The sequence below is a fragment of the Caproicibacter sp. BJN0012 genome (genome assembly GCF_035986805.1).
Classification (GTDB): Bacteria; Bacillota; Clostridia; order Oscillospirales; family Acutalibacteraceae; genus Caproicibacter.
The window spans coordinates 2,500,353-2,522,431 of the sequence record NZ_CP142518.1 but is presented as its reverse complement, the minus strand read 5'-3'; the positions used below and the strand labels follow the sequence as shown (position 1 = coordinate 2,522,431).

At 51.5% G+C, this 22,079-nt stretch carries 19 protein-coding genes and 1 riboswitch; of the genes, 4 read left to right on the top strand and 15 right to left on the bottom strand.

What is annotated here, in order from left to right; translation table 11 throughout:
* Positions 1-10: 10 nt before the first annotated feature.
* The 5 genes from VA597_RS12220 to VA597_RS12200 all read right to left on the bottom strand — a co-directional run bounded on the left by VA597_RS12220 (position 11) and on the right by VA597_RS12200 (position 5,645).
* Positions 11-1,210 carry a bifunctional 3,4-dihydroxy-2-butanone-4-phosphate synthase/GTP cyclohydrolase II gene (locus VA597_RS12220; protein ID WP_128743156.1) on the bottom strand — a complete coding sequence of 400 codons (1,200 nt, stop codon included), beginning with the start codon at positions 1,208-1,210 and terminating at the stop codon, positions 11-13.
* An 11-nt stretch (positions 1,211-1,221) separates the two neighbouring features.
* Positions 1,222-1,860: a riboflavin synthase gene (locus VA597_RS12215; RefSeq protein WP_128743155.1), complete on the bottom strand. Its 639-nt coding sequence runs from the start codon at positions 1,858-1,860 to the stop codon at positions 1,222-1,224.
* Entirely contained in the window at positions 1,842-2,945 is a 1,104-nt protein-coding gene (ribD, locus tag VA597_RS12210; RefSeq protein WP_326974644.1) for a bifunctional diaminohydroxyphosphoribosylaminopyrimidine deaminase/5-amino-6-(5-phosphoribosylamino)uracil reductase RibD, read from the bottom strand. The genes VA597_RS12215 and ribD overlap by 19 nt, the downstream gene beginning before the upstream one ends.
* A gap of 172 nt (positions 2,946-3,117) precedes the next feature.
* Positions 3,118-3,258: riboswitch (FMN riboswitch) on the bottom strand.
* Between the two features lie 438 nt (positions 3,259-3,696).
* Positions 3,697-4,929 carry a sensor histidine kinase gene (locus tag VA597_RS12205; protein WP_128743153.1) on the bottom strand — a complete coding sequence of 411 codons (1,233 nt, stop codon included), beginning with the start codon at positions 4,927-4,929 and terminating at the stop codon, positions 3,697-3,699.
* On the bottom strand, positions 4,926-5,645 hold the full coding sequence (locus VA597_RS12200; RefSeq protein WP_128743152.1) for a LytR/AlgR family response regulator transcription factor: 720 nt from the start codon (positions 5,643-5,645) through the stop codon (positions 4,926-4,928). Before VA597_RS12200 ends, VA597_RS12205 begins: the two co-directional genes overlap by 4 nt.
* Positions 5,646-5,860: 215 nt before the next feature.
* Here VA597_RS12200 and VA597_RS12195 point away from each other — a divergent pair, with 215 nt between their 5' ends.
* Positions 5,861-6,610, top strand: a complete 750-nt coding sequence (locus VA597_RS12195) for an ABC transporter ATP-binding protein (RefSeq protein ID WP_128743151.1) — start codon at positions 5,861-5,863, stop codon at positions 6,608-6,610.
* Positions 6,607-8,745, top strand: coding sequence for an ABC transporter permease (locus VA597_RS12190; RefSeq protein WP_128743150.1), 2,139 nt, complete (start codon positions 6,607-6,609; stop codon positions 8,743-8,745). The genes VA597_RS12195 and VA597_RS12190 overlap by 4 nt, the downstream gene beginning before the upstream one ends.
* Before the next feature lie 260 nt (positions 8,746-9,005).
* Here VA597_RS12190 and VA597_RS12185 read toward each other — a convergent pair whose 3' ends face one another.
* From VA597_RS12185 to VA597_RS12140, 10 genes are all read right to left on the bottom strand, one after another.
* Positions 9,006-9,959, bottom strand: coding sequence for an ABC transporter permease (locus VA597_RS12185; protein WP_128743149.1), 954 nt, complete (start codon positions 9,957-9,959; stop codon positions 9,006-9,008).
* Entirely contained in the window at positions 9,956-11,464 is a 1,509-nt protein-coding gene (locus VA597_RS12180) for a sugar ABC transporter ATP-binding protein (RefSeq protein WP_128743148.1), read from the bottom strand. The genes VA597_RS12185 and VA597_RS12180 overlap by 4 nt, the downstream gene beginning before the upstream one ends.
* Positions 11,465-11,760: 296 nt before the next feature.
* Positions 11,761-12,765 carry a sugar ABC transporter substrate-binding protein gene (locus VA597_RS12175; protein ID WP_128743147.1) on the bottom strand — a complete coding sequence of 335 codons (1,005 nt, stop codon included), beginning with the start codon at positions 12,763-12,765 and terminating at the stop codon, positions 11,761-11,763.
* 30 nt (positions 12,766-12,795) lie between these two features.
* Positions 12,796-13,800, bottom strand: a complete 1,005-nt coding sequence (locus tag VA597_RS12170) for a carbohydrate kinase family protein (protein WP_128743146.1) — start codon at positions 13,798-13,800, stop codon at positions 12,796-12,798.
* A 10-nt stretch (positions 13,801-13,810) separates the two neighbouring features.
* A complete protein-coding gene (locus VA597_RS12165; RefSeq protein WP_128743145.1) occupies positions 13,811-14,203 on the bottom strand; it encodes a VOC family protein in 393 nt (130 codons plus the stop codon).
* 12 nt (positions 14,204-14,215) lie between these two features.
* Positions 14,216-15,265, bottom strand: coding sequence for an NAD(P)-dependent alcohol dehydrogenase (locus tag VA597_RS12160; RefSeq protein ID WP_326974643.1), 1,050 nt, complete (start codon positions 15,263-15,265; stop codon positions 14,216-14,218).
* Between the two features lie 327 nt (positions 15,266-15,592).
* Positions 15,593-16,723 (bottom strand): ROK family transcriptional regulator, encoded by a 1,131-nt coding sequence (locus VA597_RS12155; protein ID WP_128743143.1) that lies wholly within the window; start codon positions 16,721-16,723, stop codon positions 15,593-15,595.
* A 275-nt stretch (positions 16,724-16,998) separates the two neighbouring features.
* Entirely contained in the window at positions 16,999-17,748 is a 750-nt protein-coding gene (locus VA597_RS12150; RefSeq protein ID WP_128743142.1) for an N-acetyltransferase, read from the bottom strand.
* 246 nt (positions 17,749-17,994) lie between these two features.
* A complete protein-coding gene (locus VA597_RS12145) occupies positions 17,995-18,852 on the bottom strand; it encodes a metallophosphoesterase (RefSeq protein ID WP_128743141.1) in 858 nt (285 codons plus the stop codon).
* 23 nt (positions 18,853-18,875) lie between these two features.
* Positions 18,876-19,205 carry a hypothetical protein gene (locus tag VA597_RS12140; RefSeq protein ID WP_128744320.1) on the bottom strand — a complete coding sequence of 110 codons (330 nt, stop codon included), beginning with the start codon at positions 19,203-19,205 and terminating at the stop codon, positions 18,876-18,878.
* Between the two features lie 484 nt (positions 19,206-19,689).
* On the opposite strand from VA597_RS12140, the gene VA597_RS12135 reads away from it, so the two are divergent.
* Together VA597_RS12135 and VA597_RS12130 are read left to right on the top strand one after the other, a co-directional pair.
* Complete coding sequence (locus VA597_RS12135; protein WP_128743140.1) at positions 19,690-20,712, top strand: LacI family DNA-binding transcriptional regulator; 1,023 nt, start codon at positions 19,690-19,692, stop codon at positions 20,710-20,712.
* Between the two features lie 180 nt (positions 20,713-20,892).
* Positions 20,893-21,837, top strand: coding sequence for a dihydrodipicolinate synthase family protein (locus VA597_RS12130; RefSeq protein ID WP_128743139.1), 945 nt, complete (start codon positions 20,893-20,895; stop codon positions 21,835-21,837).
* Positions 21,838-22,079 lie beyond the last annotated feature (242 nt).

The window sequence follows — 22,079 nt, the reverse complement described above, 5'->3', positions numbered from 1 at the left end:
AAAAACTCCTTCAATAATTGAGAATATGTCCCATCTTGGACTGCTTTGTTTTTAGATAAAACAGGTCGTAGGGGGTGGCGTCCATTTGGATTGGGACCCGCTCTACAATCTCCATGCCGTAATCGGCAAGCTGATACACCTTGTCGGGATTATTGGTCAAAAGCCGCAGCGTTTTGGCTCCCAAATCCCGGAGAATCTGTGCGCCGATGAAATATTCCCGCAAATCGCCCGCAAAGCCAAGCGCCTTGTTCGCTTCCAGCGTGTCCATGCCCTGATCCTGCAATTCATAGGCCCGGAGCTTATTGATCAGCCCGATGCCCCGGCCTTCCTGCCGCATGTAGAGCAGAATACCGCGTCCCTCCCGTTCGATCTGCGTCATGGCGGACGCGAACTGCTGTCCGCAGTCGCAGCGGAGGGAGCCGAACGCATCGCCGGTCAGGCATTCGGAATGGACGCGGCACAACAGGTTCCCCCCATCTCCGATTTCTCCCTTGACCAGCGCGACGTGATGCTCCCCGTTGAGTTTGTTGACATATCCATATGCGGTGAAATTTCCGTACCGGGTGGGCATCTTGGCAACGGCGATACGCTCGACCAGCTTATCGTGCTTTTTCCGGTAGTCCTGCAAGTCCTTGATGGTGATAAAGGCCAGCCCCCATTGACCGGCGAGCTGAATCAGTCCGGGTGTCCGCATCATTCGTCCGTCTGCGCTCATGACCTCACAGCACAGGCCGCACTCCGTAAGGCCCGCAAGCCTCAGCAGGTCCACGGTAGCCTCCGTATGCCCGCTCCGTTCCAGAGTCCCGTTCGGTTTCGCCATCAGCGGAAACATATGGCCGGGGCGGCGGAAATCCTCGGGCTTTGCGCTGCCGCTTACACAGGCGCGGGCCGTGATGCCCCGTTCTTCGGCGGAAATGCCCGTTGTGGTGCTTACATGGTCGACGGAAACCGTAAACGCCGTTTCATGATTGTCGGTATTGTCGGAAACCATCTGCGGAAACCGGAGCTTTTGACAGAGCGCAATGCTCATGGGCATACAAATCAGCCCTTTGCCGTGCACCGCCATAAAATTGACGTTTTCCGTCGTGGCGAATTCAGAGGCGCAGATCAGATCCCCTTCGTTTTCCCGATTTTCATCATCCGTTACTAAGATGATTTTTCCCTGGCGCAAATCGTCAAGCGCCTTTTCTATCGTACTGAACGCAAACATGCCGATCCCTCCTAAAATCCATACCGGGCAAGGAATTCCTTTGAGATGCCGCTCTGTCCTCCCGGTGTGCGGAGCAGCTTTTCCACATACTTTCCGATGCAGTCGTTTTCCAGATTCACCGTGTCCCCGACGCGCTTTTCCCCAAGCGTGGTATTTTGGGCCGTGTGCGGAATCACGGATACGCTGAAATCATTCTCTGTTACGCCCGCGACGGTCAGGCTGATGCCGTCGATGGCAATGGACCCTTTGTCGATCACATACCGCAGAATGCCGGGGGAAGTCCGGATGGTGAACCAGATTGCGTTTTCATCTTTCCGCACCTTACTGATGCCCCCGGCTCCGTCGATGTGCCCCGTGACGATATGCCCGCCGAACCGTCCGTTCAGCGGCATGGCGCGTTCGAGGTTGACCGTGCCGCCGACGTTCCTATTCAAAAGGTTGGAGCGCGCGGCGGTTTCGTGCATCACGTCGGTGGAAAAGGAATCTTCCGACAGGGAAACGACCGTCAGGCACACGCCGCTGACCGCGACGCTGTCGCCCAGCCTCAAACCCTCCAGAACCGCCGACGCGCCGATGGTCAGGACGGCGGAGCGCCCGCCTCTTTTGATGGAACGGATGATTCCCGTTTCCTCTATGATTCCTGTGAACATGGGAGCACCTCGCTTTCCAGCAGAATATCTTCTCCCAGCTGCGTCACCTGCGGCGAGGCAAGCCGGAACGCCTTCTTCGGGTCTTCCACGCCGATTCCTCCTACCGGAGATTTCGCATCGGCGCCGCCGAACAGCTTCGGAGCGACGTATGCCTGTACCTTGTTGACGATGCCGCTTTGCAGTGCCGACCAGTTCAGCGCGCCGCCGCCCTCCAGCAAAACGCTGTCAATTTTCTTTTCCCCCAACGCGGCCATGAGCTCACGCAGATCCACATGCCCATCCTTCGACGGAAGCGTGAGGATTTCGCATCCGGCATCCCGGTAGGAATGCGCAAGGGCCTCATCCCGTGAGCAGGTGGCAAGAATAGTGGGAGCCTCTCCCGCCGTCCGCACAACCCGCGCGTTCAGCGGTGTCCGCAGCCGGGAATCGCAGATAATGCGAGCAGGATTCCTGCCGCCCGGCAGGCGGCAGGTCAAAAGCGGGTCATCCGCGAGGATCGTGCCGACACCCGCCATGATGCCGGTATACCGATGCCGGTCTTCCTGTACGCACCTGCGGGCGGTTTCGCCCGTGATCCACTTTGATCGGCCGGACCGTGTGGTAATTTTCCCGTCCATCGTCATGGCGTACTTCATCACAACGTAAGGCGTTTTAGTCTGGATAAAGTGGAAGAACACCTCGTTCAGCCCGGTGCAGGCTTCACATAACACGCCTTCGGAGACTTCGATCCCGTGCCGGCGTAAAATCTGGATTCCTTTTCCGGCAACCAGCGGATTCGGATCGACCGAACCGACCACGACGCGGCGGATGCCGCTTTCCAGAATTGCCTCCGTACACGGCGGTGTTTTCCCGTAATGGCAGCACGGTTCCAAGGTCACATACAGCGTCGCGTTCCGCGGCGGTTCCGTGCAGGAGGCCAGCGCGTTCCGTTCCGCGTGCAATTCTCCGTACCGCTGATGATATCCCGTGCCGATCACACGGCCATCTTTTACAACAACTGCTCCGACCATCGGATTTGGGTTAACCCAGCCGCAGCCTTTTTGTGCGTATTCCAGCGCCAGTTTCATGTAAGTTTCGTCAGACAATCGCAACACCCCTAAAATAAAAAATTAACACCTGAAAACATTGGAAATGTCTTTCAGGTGTTAAAATTTAGGTGTATTGGAATGCCTACAAAACCATCCAGCGCGATAAATTCGGCTTTGATGGTATAGCAAAGTGTTGTCGAACACTACTTCGGCATCAAACACAATTTCAACACATCTTCTTCTATCCAGACTTTACTGTCGGTTTTGGAGTTTCACCAAATCCTGACTTGAACATAATGTCAAGTCCTGCGCTTACGCGCTCGCGGACTATACCGCCGATCGGGAATTTCACCCTGCCCTGAAGACATTTTAAATTATTCAGTTGTTTGAATTAATTATACGCCGGTTGATAAAAAAATCAATATTATTTAATTCAAATTCGATAAATACCTATAATGCATAGCTTAGTCGGGCTTATCCGGCCGGTGAGAACCAGATCAGTGATGCAGGAATCTCTGTCGCGAATAGATCAATTCCGCCGTTGCGATCACTCCTTATTTTGTTGACAGGTTACTTCTGTGGCACCTACGTGAAAAATCCGTCCCTGTCCGTGAATTTTGTGGGCGACCGAACTCTTCACGAACAACTATCTAAACATCCTGCACCTTGTGCCCGCAGCTTTTAAATCAAGAAATATGTAACGGAACGGGACTTGCAGATCATATTGAGAACTGAATTTAACACCAATTATAAGGATTTGCCTGATGGCAGACTGTAGTTACAACTTTTGTAAGGCCTTCCTTTCGAATTAGAACGGGAAATATACAAGAAGCGTAAACATGCCTTCCTCTTCTGTTATTTCCATAGACCCACCGTGCCGCATGGCGATCTCCCGGATGCTGGAAAGGCCGAAGCCATGGGAATGTCGGTCCTTCTTTGTCGTGATTGGAATGCCAGCTTCGAGAACTGGCTTTTCAGTGGAAGGATTTTGCACCTTTAAAACAAACAGCCCTTTGTCCGTTCTCGCTTTTATTGAGATATGCCTTTGCCTTTCTGGCAGCTTATCACAGGCCTCAATCGCGTTGTCAAGGCTGTTCGCAAATACCGCGCACAGGTCCGGGTCCTGAATTTGGATTCCCTGTGGCACGGACACTTCCACTTCTGAACGGATTTGATGCTGCTCCATGATGGCGGCTTTGGACGCCAAAACAATGTTGATAATCTGGTTTTCACAAAATTTTCGCGTGTGCTCCATCACCGGAGAATGGATCAGCCCGTTCAGGTAGTCCCTCAGTTCCGGTTCCGGCAGTGCCGACATGGTTTGAAGGTGGTTCGCCAAGTCATGCCTGAGCCGCCGAACTTGGAGCTGCTCCTGCTCCAGATTCCGATAGTACATACGGTTCATCTCATAAAAATTCTTTTCCTGCTCCAGCTTTTGCTGCCGGGCTAGCACCACGACGGCCCACAAGAGGCCGATGGAGGTCAGCGTGACCACCGGAAGCAGAAGGTAAACGCGCGGCTCTCCGCTTCCGCCCTCTTCATTTCCCAGAAGAACGGTGATAAATGTGGCGGCCAGAGGCGTCAGCGCCAGCACATCTATAAGCGCCCATAATTGAGTCGATAGGTTGTATTCCTGCTTTGGTGCAAAGCGTCTGAGCGCCAGATAAACTGTCAGCCAAAGAAAACATTTGAGAAGATCGATGCTGTACAATAGAAACATGCTGTCCACGAGTGCGTTGAGAGAAAACCCAATGCTGGACAGAATCAGTGCTATGGAGAGGCGTTGCAGCCAGCTCCCCTCGCAGCAAAGAAAAACGACGCATCCGAAGCCCAGGAACGCGCCGGGCAAGTTGACCGGATCTCCGACAAAGACAGCCATGCTGGTAAAGAACAGACAGCCAAGATATAGGATTGGCTCCGCCCATCGTTTCTTTCGGATAGGCAGAAACAGTATCGCGATCCGCATAATCAGAGACGCCGTGACGAACCTGCTGAAAAAGCCCGCCGTCATCATAACGGGGCTGTTAAACCAGTATCTCATATTCGGCTTTCCCCTTCGATCATGTCCTTTGCCAACGCCGCCATCGCGCTTTGACGGAATGCCCGGCTGACCGGCAACCGGGCATCGCCGATTCTGACGCCGCTTTTTTCAATTTCCGATACCGCTCCGGCACGGACCAGATATCTCTGGTGAATGCGGATGAAACCTGAGCCAAGCGTAGCCTGAGCGTCATCCAGCTTGCCATAATAGGCATACTCCCTCGCCTCGGTTAAAACCTTGACCAGACGCCTTTCGCTGCACAGGTAGAGAATGTCTTTTTTAGCAATGCGGTACAGGCCCTCCGCGTTTTGCACGGTGAACGTCTGCGGCCTGCGGCTTTCCATCAGCTTCTGCGCGCGATCAAGCACCAGTCGGAGCTTGTCTTCCTTCACGGGTTTTACCAGGTAGTCCATAGCGCCGACAGCATACCCGTCAAATACAAAGTCGGAGTATCCGGTGACGAATACGAGCATAAGATTTGTATCGTGCTCCCTGATCTGCTTTGCCGTTTCCATACCGGATATTCCGCCCAGCTCCACGTCCAGAAAAAGGGTATCCAGCTCGCCGGAGTGTTTCGTAAGCCATTGTATGACACCCTCGCCAGATGAAAAATCATAAAAGACTTTCCCTTCTTCTTCCCGAAGCAGATGTTCTATTGAAAAGCGGAGCGCATCCCGCGCACCGCTCTCGTCGTCACAAATTCCAATTCGAAGCATTCTGTCGCCTCCCATACCGATTTTAACATACAATCAGCATGAAAAAAACAAATGGTCAAACAGACAGCTGCAAAACTTTACACCACAGCGGCCAAACTTTACAAGTTCAGCAGACGAATGCGGGACTTTACAAAATACGAACCATTTATCACAGGTCCAAAACCGGAAACCACTTTTCTGAGGTAAGATTCAACCATGGAAAGGTGGTTTTTATTATGCTGCAAGTAAAAGGCCTGCGCAAATCCTACAAGGTCGGAAGGATGACCTATGAGGTTCTCAAAGGCGTCAGCCTGTCCGTGGCGCAGGGAGAATTTGTCGCCGTCATGGGGCCTTCCGGCTCCGGAAAAACGACGCTGCTCAACTGTATTTCCTGCTACATCCCCTTTGAAGGCGGGCAGATTTCGCTGGGCGGACAGGAACTGAAAAATATGGACGAGAATTCCCTTGCGAAAGTGCGAAATCAAAAGCTCGGTTTTGTCTTTCAGGATTTTATGCTGCTGGACGGATTGAGCGTTCTGGACAATATCCTGCTGCCCAAGATCATCGGCGGAGATACCAGCCGGGCGATGGAACGGCGCGGGGGCGAACTCTGCGAGCTCTTCGGCATCGGCGCGATAAAAAACAAATATCCCGCCGAGATCTCCGGCGGTGAAAAACAGCGGACCGCTGTGGCCCGGGCGCTTATGAACGAACCCCTGATGATTCTGGCGGATGAGCCTACAGGAAACCTGGATTCCAAGTCCAGCAGGGCGGTGATTTCCTCCTTTGAGGAAGCGCGGAACAAACTGTCCGCCACAATTTTCATGGTAACGCACGACAGCTTTGCCGCATCCTTCTGCGACCGGGTGATCATGCTGAAGGACGGCGCTGTTCACAGCATGTTGGAAAAACGGGGGATGGAACGCGGCGCTTTTCAGGACGCGCTGCTTGCCGCCATTAAGGAAATGAGTGGTGAAGTGGCATGAGAAACCTTCGGGAAGTCAGCGCTGCGCTCCGCCGCCGAAATCGCAGGCAGTATACGCTGCTGGTTTTATGTATTTTCGTTTCGGTGCTGCTCATTACGGCTTACGTTTGCATGATGCGTTCTCCCACCGTCCTCACGATTCTGCCGGAGGGCGGGGATTCCCGCAAGCAGGTCATGATGATTTTCGCCTTGGCCGTCGTTGGCTGCGGAGTTTTCACGGCTTACGCATCGTCCCTTTTCTTTCGGTATAAATCACGGGAAGCCGGAATTCTTATGGCTCTGGGAGCTTCCCGCAAACAGATCCGCGGCCTGCTTTTCCGGGAGCTTGCGGCTGTGGCGGTCGGCTCCTGCGTGGCGGGGGCGATTTCAGGCGCTCCGCTTGCGTGGTGTATCTGGCAGCTTTTTCGGCTTTTTCTTGTGGACACCCAGGAAATGGTGCTGTCCTTTGACCCGAAAGCGTACCTGTTCACCGCGGCGTTTGCCCTGTACACGATTCTGGCACTGTTTCTGATGGGAACAAAGCTGGTCCGCCGCACCGACATCATGGACGTGGTTAATGAACAGCGCAAATCCGAACCCATCCGCGATGTGAAACCTTGGTTCGGGCCGCTCGGCATCGGGTTCCTATTTGCCGGCGGACTTGGCGGGTACTTGGTGCCGCGTCTCTACGAGGCGCTGTTTTCGGCTTATCCTCCCGCATGGCTTAGTATTTTCTATCTTCCGTTGATCATCGGCCTCTATATGGTGCTGCTGCATACCGTCATTCGCGGGTGGCGGAGCGGCAAGAACAGGTACCGGCATATCATTTCCCGCAGCATGATGAAGTTTCAGGGCAGGCAGACAGTGAACAGCATGCTGGTCCTTACGGTTTTGATCGCCGGAGCGTATTTCGCCGCTTTTTATACCCCCACCATGTCTGCCGGATCGACGTACCGCGTTGATCAGCGGCCTGTCGACTATGCGTTTCGATACTGTGAAGATCAGAATATGCTGACGAAGGACGAAATTGAAGCGATGGCCTCTAAAGACAGTGTGACGATCACCGATTGGAAGGATGCCGAGACAGCGGTTCTGGCACACGACGGCAATCAGCAGATCACGGACGACAGCGGCAAATACCATTATGAATACCGAAAGCTACTTGGAGAGGGCAACTACATTTCAGAAAGTAATTTCAATAAAATGACGGGGCAGAGCGTTCAGATTCAACCGGGAAAATTGGCCGTTGTCTTGTCGAAGGAAGCCGCCAATGGTGATTCAAAGCCATCCGACACTCTTCTGCTGACCAACATGACTACCCGGAAAACGCTGAGTGTTTCGTTTCAGGAGTATTTGCGCGACGATATGCTGGCGTATTCCAACTTTATCACCTATTACGTTCTGGACGATGCTGACTATAAGACAATTACGGACGGATTGGTGCGTTCCTGGCGAGAAACAATCGTATTTTTCGATGTGAAGGACGTGATGCAAACTTATGATTTTGCAAAAGGGCTTTACAATTCCATTGTTGACCATTTCAGCCCCGAACAGGAGTATGAGGATGCTTACGACCGGGTTGAAAAGATCGCGGCGGAAGAGGCCGGAGAAACCTACTGGGGCGATGAGACTTCGCTGGTGAAGGTCAGCTATCGGGACCGGGGCTCGGCGCTTTTTAAAATGCACTGGAAATATGCCCCACAGTTCCGTGTGCTTGACCGAAACGACTTGATAGCAACTTACGCGGTTTTCCTGATGCTGTTTATTTTCATTTCCATTGTCTGCTTTGCCGCCGTTCTGGTCATCAGCCATACGCGCTGCCTGACCATCGCCTTGAACAATCGGCAGATATACGATGACCTGCGGCATCTGGGAGCGGCGCCAAACTATCTGTACTGCTCTATTCGGGGGCAGATATCAGCAGTGTTTGGTGTGCCGGGCCTCATCGGAACACTGCTTACCTGCATCTGCTACGTCATGATTTTGTATCTCAACGACAATCAGATCACACAAAGCGAGATCTCCAGTCTGGTGGTCTGCCTGTGTATTGTATTAGGCATCAGCGCCGGGATTTGGGGCTTCTACCGATTTACACTCCGTAAGGTATGCGGAATGCTGAATGTAAAAACGGCAGGGAAAGAATTGTCCCGGCAGTAAAAATCCGGGATATAGAATGAGCCACAGATGCATGGTGAATATTTTACGTAAAAGAATTAAATGATGACGGCGATCCCGCCCAACAAAAGCGTGAGTTTGGCGGGCTTTCACGGATGATGGCTCGGAAAGTACGGCGGGAGCTGTGACGGCTTCAGTAACAGGGCAGAGCAAAGGCCGGCGCCGTTTCGGCGCCGGCCTTTGCACGGGGAGATTGCGAGGGGGCCTGCTGTACGATACCGTCAGACGGCCGCCGCATGCCGTCAGTGGTTCGTGTAGCCAAGCTTTCTCTTTTGGATGCAGTCAAACCCAACGGCCAGCAGAAGGATGATCCCTACGACAACCATCTGAACATATTCGCTGACATTCAGCAGAACCATGCCGTTCTTCAAAATGCCCATAATCAGCACGCCGGCCACAACATTTGAAAGCTCTCCGGAACCGCCTGCCAAGCTAACGCCGCCCAGCGCGACAGCGGTGATGATCTGGAATTCATATCCTTTGCCGGCTGTTGGCTGGCCTGAATTCGTGCGCGAAAGCATGATAATTCCGGCGATGCCCGCAAAGAGCCCAGACAGCGAGAAAATCAGATATTTCACCCGTTTGGTCCGGATACCGGCCATCCGCGATGCCATCTCATTACCGCCAAGCGCGTAGAAATACCTGCCAAAATAGGTCTTGTTGAGAAGGAAGCCGCCAATGAGGAAAGCAACGATCATGATGATGGCCGGCACCGGGATGAAACCGAGATATCCCTGCCCGATCGTTGCAAAGCTCTTTGGAAAGCCGAAAATCGGCATGCCGTTTGAGATGATATAGGCAAGACCCTCAAAAATCGTCTGGGAAGCGAACGTGACAATCAGCGATGGAATGTTGAGGTTTGCCACCAGAAAACCGTTCAGAAAACCGATACCGGTGCTTGCAATCAGCGAAATCAGGATTGCAAGCCACATGTTCATGCCGGAATTGACCATGAGATACGCCGCGATAATGTTCACAAATGTAATGATCGAGCCGGCCGAAAGATCAATGCCGCCAATCAGAATCACATATGTCATGCCGACAGAGGCGACGCCGAGCACGGCAATCTGCCGGGTGATGTTAAGCAGGTTGGTCGAGGTCAAAAAGTCGCTGCTCAGGCACGAAAAAACGATGAACAAAGCGACAAAAGCAACATAGATGGCCCTTTCCTTGATAAGACTGACAACCTTATTCATGCCAATTTCTCCTTTTCAATATTGGAAGCATAGTTCATGATCGTCTCCTGGCTAAAGGAGTCTTTGGCCAGCTCGCCGGTGATCTTTCCTTCCGCAAGAACCAGAATCCGATCCGACATTCCTATAAGCTCTTCCATCTCAGAAGAAATAAGAAGAATTGTTTTCCCTTTTTCCACAAGATCGTTCATCAGTTTATAGATTTCGTACTTTGCGCCGATATCGATTCCCCTTGTCGGTTCGTCAAAAATAATCAGCTCGGAATTTGCCGCCAGCCATTTCGCCAGAACGACTTTCTGCTGGTTGCCGCCGCTCAGGTTTTTAGAAAGCTGATCGACGCTCGGGGTTTTGATGCCGAGTCCTTTCACATAGGTATCGGCAACGCTGTGCTCTGTTTTTCTATTAATGACGGAAAGCCGGGAGATCCTTTTATAAATCGGCATATTGATATTCTGATTGATCGACATGCCCAGAAGTACACCCTCCTGCTTCCGGTCTTCCGGAACGAGTGCAATGCCCATCTCAATGGCATCGCGCGGACTTTTGGGGCTGATTTCCCTGCCTTTGAAAATAATCTGCCCGGATGTTTTCGGAACAACGCCGAATATCATTTGCACAAGCTCCGTGCGGCCGGCTCCGATCAATCCGCCGAGGCCGAGGATTTCTCCTTCCTTTAGGGAAAAAGAGATATCCTTGTCGCCGTTTCCGCAAAGATTTTTGACTTCAAGGATCGTCTCGTCCCGCACACAGGCTTTTCTGGGCGGAAATTTTTCGCTCAGCGTTCTGCCGACCATCATTGAAATCAGCTCGTCCACGTTGGCCTCTTTCGTGTTCACAGTCTTTATGTAATGACCGTCCCGAAGAACCGTAATCCGGTCGGATAATCTGAATATCTCATCAAGCCGGTGCGATATATAGATAATGGAAACGCCGGACTTTTTCAGCGTATCAACAATTTTAAACAGGTTTTCCGCTTCAACTGCGGCAAGAGGCGCGGAGGGCTCATCCATAATCAGGATTTTGACATCCTGCTGGATGGCCTTCGCGATTTCGACCATCTGCTGATAACCGACGGTAAGGTTCCTGACAAGTTCGTTGGGGTCGATATGGATATGAAGCTGTTGAAATACCTTCTCCGATTTCCTTTCCATCGCCTTTTTATCGACGACGATGCCCTTCCGGATTGCGCGGCCGAGAAAAATATTCTCCGCCACAGAAAGATCCCCGACAAGGTTAAACTCTTGGTAGATAATTGCGATTCCGTTTTCGGCAGCAAGGCGCGGGTTCATGGAATGGAATGACTTGCCGTTGACTATGATTTCCCCTGAGTCCGGGATAACGGCTCCGCTGCAGGTTTTGATCAATGTCGATTTTCCAGCGCCGTTTTCTCCCACGAGGGCATGAATTTCACCCTTTTTCACATCGATGGAAACATCATCCAGGGCAACCACGCCGGGATACGTTTTTTTCACATGTTTGAGTTGCAGAATATATTCAGGATCTTCCATAGCAGTCATCCTTTCTGCGCTTGGGCAGTTTCAAAGATGCATTCGGGCAATTCAGAACCATCCAGCGCGAAAAAATTGGAGTTGAAGGATCTCCGGGTCTGCCTTTTTAACAAAGGAAATGCCTACGAAATACGAAAGAGAAATATCCAACGAATTCCGTGGGGCATTTCCATTTTCTCGTTTAAGCGCGAACCGGAAACCGGCGACTTGATAGCCATCGTGCTCAGGGACGCGGCTATCCATGTAAGTACAGCATCTGCTCTGTGTTTTTATGATTGATCTGGGAATCCGGGAGTTTACTTTTTATAATACTGACTTGCGTTTTCGGCGGTCACCGGGAAAATTTCCCTGTAGACATTCTGATTGTCAAATTTACCGCCGCTGCCGAGTTTTGTCAGCAATTGATAGCAGTTCTGGCCGATGACCGTCGGGGTTCCGGTTATGATAACGGACATTCTGTTCGCTTCGCCGCTCAGCATGGAGGCAAGCTCTTGGTCCGTCGCATCCGCAGCGAAGATCCCAACGTCGTCCGCGATCTTGTTGGCCGCTTTCAAAGCCTCGTTGGCGCCCACGGCTCCGCCGCCGCCGATGCAGCACACGACCTTCACGTTGGGATGAGCCTGCAGGATGGTCTCCATTGCGTCGAGGCCTTGGGTCGCATTGAGGGCGGGCTGCTGCGCAACGACCTTGGCGTTGGGGGATTTCTCTTTCAGCGCCTGCAGGATGCCCTTTTCCCTCTCGAGAAGGATTGCAGTCTGCGGATAATCGAGGACGGCGACTTCAACATTTCCGTCTTTGAATTTGCTGTTGATGAATGTGCTCGCCTGTTCGCCGATCATATAGCCGAGCTTCTGGTTGTCGATTACCCAGTTGATATCCGTGTTTTTCATCGTGTTGTCCCAGCACATGACTTTAATGCCTGCATCGCGCGCCTGTTTGCAGACGTCTTCAATGGCGTTCGGGTCGGAAGGGTTGACCATGATGACGTCACAGCCGCCGCTGATGAAGTTTTCGATCTGCTCGATCTGCTTCGACGAAGTATCATCGCAGGACATGTAGCTCAGGGTGTTTCCGTCGGCATCCGCCAGCTTTTTCATCGTCGTGCATGCGACCGACCAGACCTGGTTGCTCAGACTTTGCACCGTGACGCCGATCTTCAGTTTTTTGCTGCCCGAGGCGGATGACGCCGCTGCCGAAGAAGCGGGCGCCGCGCTGCTTGAGGTCGTCTGACTGCTTTCGCAGCCTGCTGCAGAGAATGCAAGAATGGCTGCCAAAAGAAAAAGCGACAAGAACCTTTTCATTTTTTTTCTCCTCCTAATAATATAAAAAATTTAATAAGACCTGCAGATTGATGAGGCACAGCCGCGGGGCAGGAACGGGACCGTTTCCATGCAGGACCTGATTTCTTCCAGAGAGGGCATGGCCGGAATCGCTCCGTTTTTCACTGTTGTGAGCGCGCCGGCCGCGTTCGCAAACAGAAGGATGTCCTTCAGTTCCGCTTCTTTCAGGCTGCGGATTTCCTCCAGTGTTTTGCCGCGCAGGCGAAACAGCGCTGCGCCCAGAAACGCGTCTCCTGCTCCGTTCGTATCGATTGTTTTTACGCCGTAAGCAGGCAGGGCCCCGCACAGGTCTCCGCTTCGGTAAAAAGCACCCCCGGCGCCCAGAGAAATGAAGACAAGCGATGCGCCGAAGCGGGCGAGTGCCGCCGAACCTTTTTCTAGATTGCTTTCTCCGGTCAGCAGGGCCATTTCCTCTTCGGAAACCTTTATGATATCCGCCAGTTCCAAACCGGCGGTCATCTGCTCTTTTGCCGTCCCGGCGTTTTCCCACAGCGGCGGGCGGTAATTCGGGTCGTAGCTGATGATGCGCCCGAGCTTTCTGGCGGCCCTGACGGCGGAAAGGGTCGCGCTCCTGGAAGGCTCGCCGGTCATGGATACGGAGCCGAAATGCAGGATGCGGCATCCGGAAATCAGACTGTCGTTAATCTCCGAGCTTCGCAGCATCAGGTCCGCGCCGGGCTTGCGGTAAAAGCTGAAGGAACGGTCGCCGTTCCGGTCGAGCTGCACGAAGGCCAGCGTCGTCGGGATTTCCGGGTCCGTGCAGAGCCCTGAGACGTCGATCCGCAGCTTTTCCAGCGTGCCGCGCAGAAAGTCCCCGAACCCGTCGTTCCCGACCTTGCCGATAAAGGCGTTGTGTCCGCCCAGTCTGCTGTTGGCCGCAAGCACGTTGGCCGGGGCGCCGCCCGGCTTCTGGGCAAAGAGCGGATCGCCCGCGTCGCTTACGCCGGCGGGGGTGAAATCGATCAGGAGCTCGCCCACTGCCGTTATGTCGAACATTCCCGTCACCTCACAGTATCTGGCTGAATTCGATTTTTTCCGCATTCGGGCCTTCTATGGTGAAAAACCTGACGCCGTGTTCCCAGAAGGGGAGAAACCGTACTTCTTTGTCGAGCAGGGAGTAACCCTCCGCCTTTGCGGCCTGAAACGTTCTGTCAATATCCGCGACGTTCAGGGCAATGTGGTCGATTGCCCCGGCCTGTTTTTTCGCGGTACGTGTTTCATAGGTTTCTATGGTCAGGTTTTTCAGGCGCAGAAAAGCAACCGGCTCGTTTGCCGTTTCGTTTTTCGTGCGCAGCACCGTCTCAAAGCCGAGTCCGGTGTAAAAGGCGACGGTCTTCCCGATGTCGTCCGTCGGGATGCCGATGTGCTGGATTTCCGCCGTCAGTTCCTGCAGGTTCAACTGCGTCCCCTCCTACTTAATAATCTTTACAACTGCTTTGACAATGTCTTCCTTGTTGCGTACGCTGGAATCCATCGCGTTCTGGATGTCGTCGAAATTGAAGATGTTGGTCACGACTCCCTTCAGATTGACCTTCCCCGCCGCGACCGCCTCGATTGCCATGGGGTAGATATGCCTGTAGCGGAAAACTGTTTTGATGGTCAGCTCTTTGTCGAGAGCCAGGCTCATCGGCAGATTGACCATTCCGGTTGCGTTGTAGCCCACGCAGACGATCGTGGCGCCTTTTTTCGTCATATGTACTGCCTGCTGCGTCGTCTTTTCCGCCCCCGCCGTTTCAATGACCAGATCGCAGCCGTTCCCGTCCGTCAGATCCAGCACGGCTTTGACCGCGTCTTGTTCCATTCCGTTTATCACTCCGTCGGCGCCGAGCTCAAGGGCTTTGTCCAGCCGCTTCTGCATGATGTCGACCACATAGACTTTAGAAACCCCTTCGGCTTTCAGAGCCATCATGGTGACCAGCCCGATGCACCCCGCCCCGATTACGACGGCCGTTTGCCCCGCGTGCGCGCCGCCCTGGTTCGCCGCGTGGAATCCGACCGCCATCGGCTCGATCAGCGCGCCTTCCATAGTACTTACGTTGTCCGGCAGCTTAAAGCAGAGGCCCGCCTCGTGCGCGACATATTCCTGAAAAACCCCGTCGACGGGCGGCGTCGCAAAGAAGATGACGTCCGGACAGAGATTGTACCGGCCCGTCTTGCAAAACTCGCAGTGGCCGCAGGTCTTGCCCGGCTCCAGCGCGACTCTGTCGCCGATCTTCAGGTGCCTGACGTTTTTGCCGGTTTCCACCACCGTGCCGCCGGGTTCATGGCCGAGCACGAACGGCGGTTTTACGATATAATCACCGATACGGCCGTTTTCGTAGTAGTGCAGGTCCGAGCCGCAGATGCCCACATACTCCAGCTTGACAAGGACTTCGTTGTCTGCCAGACGGGGGATATCCCTCTCGACAAACCCCATGTTACCGATTCCGTTCATCACTGCGACTTTCATTTTACCTTGCATGACATGTGCTCCCCTTTCAAGTGGATGAAAACAGCCAAGATAATTAAATGGTTTATTAAAATAGTTTAATAAAGATCAATTTGATAATAACATTGATTTCACCGGTTTGTCAAGACGTTTTATACAAAAATTTGTGATTTATATAAGATATTGTGTTGCAGAAATCGCCGCGAGCGGATTCGCTCTTCGGCCCCCGCCGGAAACGGCTGGGATAAACAGCGCTTCGCCGCGTTTCGGCGCACAAAAGGGGAGACGCCTGAATTCGTGTTTCAGATGTCTCCCGATGGAACGCTGTATTTTCAGTCACAGGAAGAAGTTTCCGCAGACCTAGCAGATCTGTTCGATAAACGCCGCAATATGCATCAGAGCCGCCCCGACCGCCGAGGCCTCCGTGCGGTAAGAGCAAACTTTGATGTAGCTTCCGTCCTCTTCGAACGTATTCAGGTCGGCCGCACGCTTTCGCAGATCCAGGACGTAATCCTCCATATAGGCCCCGACGTAGCCGCCGAGAATCACGCTGCAATCGAACGACATGCGCAGGTTGTTGACCGCGGTCGCGAGATAGTCAAGGTAATTGTCCCATGCCGACGCGGCTTTGGCGTTGCCCTCGCGCAGCAGCCTGAAAAACCCCGCAAGGTCTCCGCTGGTCAAATCGGACAGGACCGACGCGTTGCAGTAGGCGTCCAGGCAGCCTCTTTTTCCGCAGTAGCATTTCCGCCCGCCGCGCTCGACGGTAATATGCCCGAATTCGCCCCCGCGCTGGTTGTCACCCTGAAAGATTTTGTTGTTCAGAAGGATGGCGCCGCCGACCGAATTGCTCAGGGAAAGGTAGACGCAGCTTTCGATGGATTTTCTGTTCCATATTTCGGCGGTGCCGGCGGCGTTCGCGTCGTTGCAGAAAATGCTGGGGTAATGGCAGAATTCAACAAAATTCGCACATTTTACATTTTGTATCTGCAGAACGTGCGAATCGAGCAGGATCTGCCCGTCGGTCGACAGGATTCCGGGGATGGAAACGCCCATTCCCAGAATCGTCCTCGGGTCCGCCTGGGACTGCTCGACAAAGCGGTCCACAATCGCGCCGAGCGTCTTTGCGTATTCAATCGTTTTCTGGTAAGGAATCTTTTCCCGGATGCTTTTCAGAACGGTTCCGTCCAGATTCACCAGCACCACGCCAATGTGGTTCAGCGTAATATCCACGCCGAGCGCCAGCCGGGCGTTTTTCACGCAGGTCAGGGCCACGGCTTTCCGCCCGCCGGTGGAGTCGAGCGTCCCGCTTTCTTCGACAAGGCCTTCGTCCTGCAGAGATTTGACGTTCTGCATGACGGTGGGAAGGCTGATTCCAAGCTGATAGGCAATCTCGGGTTTTGAAATGACACCCTCTTGATAAATCAGCTTGAAGATGCGGTTGCCGTTCACTTTTTTCAGGCGGGCACTGTTTGTACGTCGCTGCGCCATTTGAATGCTCCTTAACTGTTTTTATTAATCCACTTTATTAAGTATATCTCTTATCCCGCATTTTTGCAACATATTCTTATAACTCATTTTGATGAATCGCGTCCGGAAAGACGAAATCCTCCTCTCGGCGGCATCGGGAAGAGGAATGGTTTGCCGCCTGGATTCCGGCGCGGCTGGTCATCCGGTTATTATGTTTTTCTTTCACCTTTTCGCACCGAAGACGTAGCAAATCATAGATAGTCCTAATAATCAATGTGAAAGCCAAAATTGTATTTTCATTTTTTAAATATTCTCTTTAAATAGGCGATATCTAACAAATTCACCGTCTCAAAATTCCCTTTATAAAACACACCCCAGTTATTGAAAACACAAGGCAATTCCTTTGCTTTTTGTAGCGTATCCACTTGAATGAAAGATACGGGAACGTTATTCATTTCACAATACTGTTTTATCATCTCAATGTTTTGATAGATATAGGGGCACTGCATATCATAATAAATTGTTAGCTCTTTGCTTTCAATTTCTTCGTTTTTAACATTTTGTGCGAACTTTGGCATTGTTCCGTCAAAAGAAAGTGCAAGCAATTCATAACCATTATTGGTGCTATCGACAACCTCAAAGCCGAACTTCTTCGCAAATGATTGGTCTGAAAGCCAGGATTTTTGTTTCTTTGCCCCGAGCATGCAAATGCCGGATTTCCTCTTTTTTTTGGCATCAGCCAAACAATACTCCATCAGCGATTTCCCATACCCCTTGCCTTTGTGACTACCAGAAACCCATAAGCAATACACATAATAATAGTTGTCACCGATTATGGGAACCCAAGCGGTTTCAAGGGGAGCATATTCAATGAAAACCGTAGCTTTTGCATTTAACTTTCTAAAAACATGACCTTCATCTAGTCGGCCAGAAAGCCACTCCCGCTTCGCTTCAACACCCGGATGGAGCTTTTTACTGCGTATAATACAGCATAAATGCTCATTAACAAGGTTTTCTGTTGTTAAGTTTACAAAATCAGTACACATATTTTAATTTTCCTCTCTTACAAATTCCTGTTGCCTGACACTTCCCGTTCTAATAATGCGAGTCGCATTTGCATGATTATAATCAAACCAATAAAGAGGAAAATACCAAATCCTCTCATTGAGCGTCAGTGTGTTTTCCCCTGCAACTGTCAGCGGACATCTCCAGCCAGACAGCGGAAAAATCACTTCTTCTATCACGATCAGCAGCTAATGAATCCGATTTGTTCACAAATAGGAGTATATCGATTATGACGAGAGGGTAATAACAACTAGCTCCGGCCGATTATTGATGCGTACAGGAGCAATACTGTTGCCTAATCCACGGCTGACGACCATTTTTGTCCGGCCTTTTTCGTAAACACCCTCATAATATTTGGGAAATACCCCCTGATTTGGTGCCACAAGCCCTCCGATAAAAGGGACCCGAACCTGTCCGCCATGGGCGTGACCGCTCAACACCAAATCAATGTCATTGGCTGAGTATATGTCGAACAACTCCGGTCTATGGGACAGCAAAACCGTATAACTGCTGTTGTTGTTCAACAAGTTTTTTAGCATAGCGTCAGCCGTGCTTAATGGGTTGGCCGGATTGCCCCTTCTTATAAAGTCCGGATCATCCAGCCCCAGAAGACGGATGCCATTTCCTTTGCGTTTCAGAGCAGTGCCTTGATTTCTCAGTATGATAACACCGGCTTCTGCCATCTGCTTTTCTATCTGGGGATATTCGCTGATTCTTGACTCATGATTTCCGGTGACATAATATACCGGGGCGATCGTGACGGCGCCATTGATGAATTCCATCGCTTTTGTAATGTTGGTATGCCTTGAATCGATCAGGTCCCCAGTAATGGCAATCAAATTAGGAGCAGCATCTTTTACCGCTTCAAGTAACCCGTCTTGATTGTTCCCAAATTCAGCGTTATGCAGGTCGGATACATGAACGATGACAAATCCATCAAACGATACCGGAATCCTTTCACTGCTGATCCTGACCTGTGTGGTTTGAATTGAGGTGTTTCCCCGGTAAAGCCATATGGAGCAAGCGGCGAGAGCGGCAAGCCGGAAAGCCCATATTATATGCTTATTCCTCTTATTATTTTTCATAGACGAGACTTCTATAAACAAACCTAGCGTTCATTGCCGTTATTGATATTCTTGTGGTAAACGACAAATGTGATCGTGTTTAGTACGATGGTAACTACGAGCAGCATCGTGGAGATCCATGCCGTTGAATGAGATGTGTCCATCAGTGCTGACCAGTCTTGTATTTTAACTAGATGCTCACTGTAGAAGATCTGCATGCACAGCGCAACAGCGCAGGCACTAACGCTAACCACGGATAGGGCCCAGTTCCTGCAATCAGAGTTTTTGGCCTGAGCGAGATTCACTGCGGGAAGTACCCATGCGATCAGCCCAAGTACAAGACTTCCAATATTCAACAGACCAGCTCCAAGCATAACGCTCGCCTCCTGATTCATAATTTGAGCTTTCTCTAAAGTTATTATATCATATGTATTGTTTTTTTCCAGAGTCCTGATTTTAAGCTGAATTCGGTTTAGCGCTTAATTAACCTCTCGGATTATATGCGAATTTTGTATATGCCTTATACCATGTCTGTTCCCAATCCGCTGCGGGAAGATGTCGGGGTATAGGAATTTCCGGATATGATCAGGCTCTCTATCATCAAATTCAACACGGATTACCTCATCTGCGGCAATACCTTCCGATGCTTAATATCTACATCGTGTTCGCGCAGTCGGAACGGGAGACGATACAGGTTATCACTTCAAACTTGGCCGGCGATTGTTTGTCGCTATTTCAATTTGGCGCCAAGAATCTTTCGAAAAGTTATTGTAATTTCATTTTTTTCTAATATAATTAATAATGCGGACAGATAAAAATATCCTTTGAGACAAAAAATACATATTTGGGAGAATAGCCATGAACCGTGGCATTACAATTGTAGATGTGGCGCGGCAGGCGGGAGTGTCCGTAACTACGGTCTCCCGAATCATCAACAATGTTGCGTACCCGGTCGCCTCGGATACGCGGGAAAAGGTCCTGAAAGCGATCGAAGCTTTACAATACAGTCCCAACAAGGCTGCCCAGGGAGTTCGCAAGAATGCCAGCGATATTATAGGGCTGATTGTGAGGGATATCTCCGACTCCTATTTCGGCGAAATCGCAAAAGGAGTTACGAATCGCGCAAGTGAGCTTGGCTGCCTCTCTTTTGTCTGCAATACGGGGCGCAATCCCCGCGACGAACTGACGTATCACGATCTTTTATGGCAGCACAGAGTCAAGGGGATTATTCTGACCGGCGGCGGCCTCGATCAGGAAGATTATAAGCGAACGCTTCTCCAGCAGATGGAACGGCATAAAAAATACGGGCTGCGCATCATCACCCTGGCGCCGCAGGGAGTCAGTATGCCTTATGTGATGATCGACGATTTTGAGGCCGGCCGGTCCATTACTCAATATCTGATAGAGCGCGGCCACAGAAAGATCGGTTTTATCGGCGGGCCGCAGAAAGTGTTTACGTCCATGGAGCGCCTCCGCGGATATCAGAGCGCCATGCGGAACGCCGGTCTCGACTGCCCCAACGAATATACGGTCACAAGCGATTTTTCGCAGACGGGCGGCTTTAACGCATGCCAGCGGCTGTTGCAGCGTGTGAATGACTGCACAGCCATCTGCTGTGCCAATGATAATATCGCGGTGGGAGCGATGAGCGCCATTCGAAAATTGGAGCTGAAAACTCCGAGAGATCTTTCCATCATCAGCATTGGGGATATCTCGGAGGCGAAATATATGCATCCTCCGCTTACCACCCTGCGGATCCCTCACTATGAAATGGGGAAAATGGCCGTGGATTATATTGTAAACGGCGAAGAAGATAAAAATATCACTATGGACGCTTCGATTGTAGAACGCCAGTCCGTCCGGAATCTAAAACTGTTCTGACATTGGAAAACACACAAACAAGGCCTCTCCTATTTGGGGAGGCCTTGTTTGTGTGTTTTAGACAATATTTTCGTACAAAAATTCAAATATATGATATTGACAACATAGAAAAGGTTTTCTATAATAAAAAACAGAAAGCAGAAAACGTTTTCTTAAATTATCGACTGGAGGTATTTTATTATGGAAAAAAAATGGGGCGGCGTCTTCCCGGCGATTATGGTTCCTCTGAATGCGGACTATTCGATCAATGAGAAAGAATTCCGCAACTATATCGACTGGCTTCTTACCTACACGGATGCCGGAATCAAGGGCCTCGTCACAAACGGGCACACGGGTGAAATCACCGGGTTCCTTCCGGAAGAGAGAGCCCGTATCACCAAGATCGCCGCAGATCAGGTAAAGGGCAGAGCTCTGGTTGTCTCCGGTGTTTCGGCCGAGGGAACGTTCGAGGCCATTGAGCACGCGAAAGCCGCACAGGAAGCGGGGGCGGACGGGATCCTGCTGATGCCGCCGCATTTGTGGCTCAGGTTCGGCGTGAAGCCGGAGGCAGCTCTGAAGTTCGTTCAGGACATTGCCGCGGCGATCGACATTAAGATTATCCTTCATCTGTATCCATCGAACACCAAGGCATTTTACCCGATCGACCTGCTGTTGAAAATGGTGAGGATTCCGAACGTGGTAGCCGTTAAAATGGGCACGCGCGACATGCCTTTATACGAAAGGGACGTGCGCACTCTGCAAAAAGAGGCTCCGGAAATCAGCCTCATCACCTGCCACGACGAAAACCTGCTTTCCACCATGATCCAGAGCATTGATGGCTGTCTCGTCGGATTTTCCGGCTGCGTGCCGGAACTGGTAACCGCACTTTACCAAGCGATGAAGACGAACGATTTGGTCGCGGCAAAGAAAATCAATGAAAAGCTGTTCCCGGCATCCAGCGCTATCTACGGAATTGGCCAGCCGAGCGGTGAAGCGCATGCCCGCATGAAGGAATTCCTCGTTCAGCGCAAAGTCTTTTCTCTGCCGCTGATGCGCCCCCCGCTGATCCCGCTGAGCCAGGAGGAAAAAGACAGAGTAACTCAGGCCTTGAAAGATTCCGGCGTGGAAAAGGTCAACCTTGTCTGACGGAAAGGAGATTGCCGCGCGGCTCCGGCCCGAAATGGCTGGCCGGGCCTCCGGCGGCAAAGGTCTTTTCGTTAAATCGTTTTTTCTTCCAGATTGCCTATGCGGAGCTTCGGACTTCATATTCTAAAAAGAATTGGAGAAATTCATTATGGGTGAAGGAGTTTTATCCGAAACAAACGATCCTGTGAATTCCGTGCAGCATCTCTTGCGGGGAAAACTCTTTGGGGACAGGATTGAGAAGG

Coding starts and splice junctions, on each gene's coding strand:
- VA597_RS12160 (WP_326974643.1), bottom strand. CDS start 15,265: ATGCAAGGTAAAATGAAAGTCGCAGTGATGAACGGAATCGGTAACATG.
- VA597_RS12180 (WP_128743148.1), bottom strand. CDS start 11,464: ATGGAAGATCCTGAATATATTCTGCAACTCAAACATGTGAAAAAAACG.
- VA597_RS12135 (WP_128743140.1), top strand. CDS start 19,690: ATGAACCGTGGCATTACAATTGTAGATGTGGCGCGGCAGGCGGGAGTG.
- VA597_RS12205 (WP_128743153.1), bottom strand. CDS start 4,929: ATGAGATACTGGTTTAACAGCCCCGTTATGATGACGGCGGGCTTTTTC.
- VA597_RS12190 (WP_128743150.1), top strand. CDS start 6,607: ATGAGAAACCTTCGGGAAGTCAGCGCTGCGCTCCGCCGCCGAAATCGC.
- VA597_RS12215 (WP_128743155.1), bottom strand. CDS start 1,860: ATGTTCACAGGAATCATAGAGGAAACGGGAATCATCCGTTCCATCAAA.
- VA597_RS12195 (WP_128743151.1), top strand. CDS start 5,861: ATGCTGCAAGTAAAAGGCCTGCGCAAATCCTACAAGGTCGGAAGGATG.
- VA597_RS12220 (WP_128743156.1), bottom strand. CDS start 1,210: ATGTTTGCGTTCAGTACGATAGAAAAGGCGCTTGACGATTTGCGCCAG.
- VA597_RS12175 (WP_128743147.1), bottom strand. CDS start 12,765: ATGAAAAGGTTCTTGTCGCTTTTTCTTTTGGCAGCCATTCTTGCATTC.
- VA597_RS12145 (WP_128743141.1), bottom strand. CDS start 18,852: ATGAAAAATAATAAGAGGAATAAGCATATAATATGGGCTTTCCGGCTT.
- VA597_RS12185 (WP_128743149.1), bottom strand. CDS start 9,959: ATGAATAAGGTTGTCAGTCTTATCAAGGAAAGGGCCATCTATGTTGCT.
- VA597_RS12200 (WP_128743152.1), bottom strand. CDS start 5,645: ATGCTTCGAATTGGAATTTGTGACGACGAGAGCGGTGCGCGGGATGCG.
- VA597_RS12130 (WP_128743139.1), top strand. CDS start 20,893: ATGGAAAAAAAATGGGGCGGCGTCTTCCCGGCGATTATGGTTCCTCTG.
- VA597_RS12155 (WP_128743143.1), bottom strand. CDS start 16,723: ATGGCGCAGCGACGTACAAACAGTGCCCGCCTGAAAAAAGTGAACGGC.
- VA597_RS12140 (WP_128744320.1), bottom strand. CDS start 19,205: ATGCTTGGAGCTGGTCTGTTGAATATTGGAAGTCTTGTACTTGGGCTG.
- VA597_RS12150 (WP_128743142.1), bottom strand. CDS start 17,748: ATGTGTACTGATTTTGTAAACTTAACAACAGAAAACCTTGTTAATGAG.
- VA597_RS12170 (WP_128743146.1), bottom strand. CDS start 13,800: ATGTTCGACATAACGGCAGTGGGCGAGCTCCTGATCGATTTCACCCCC.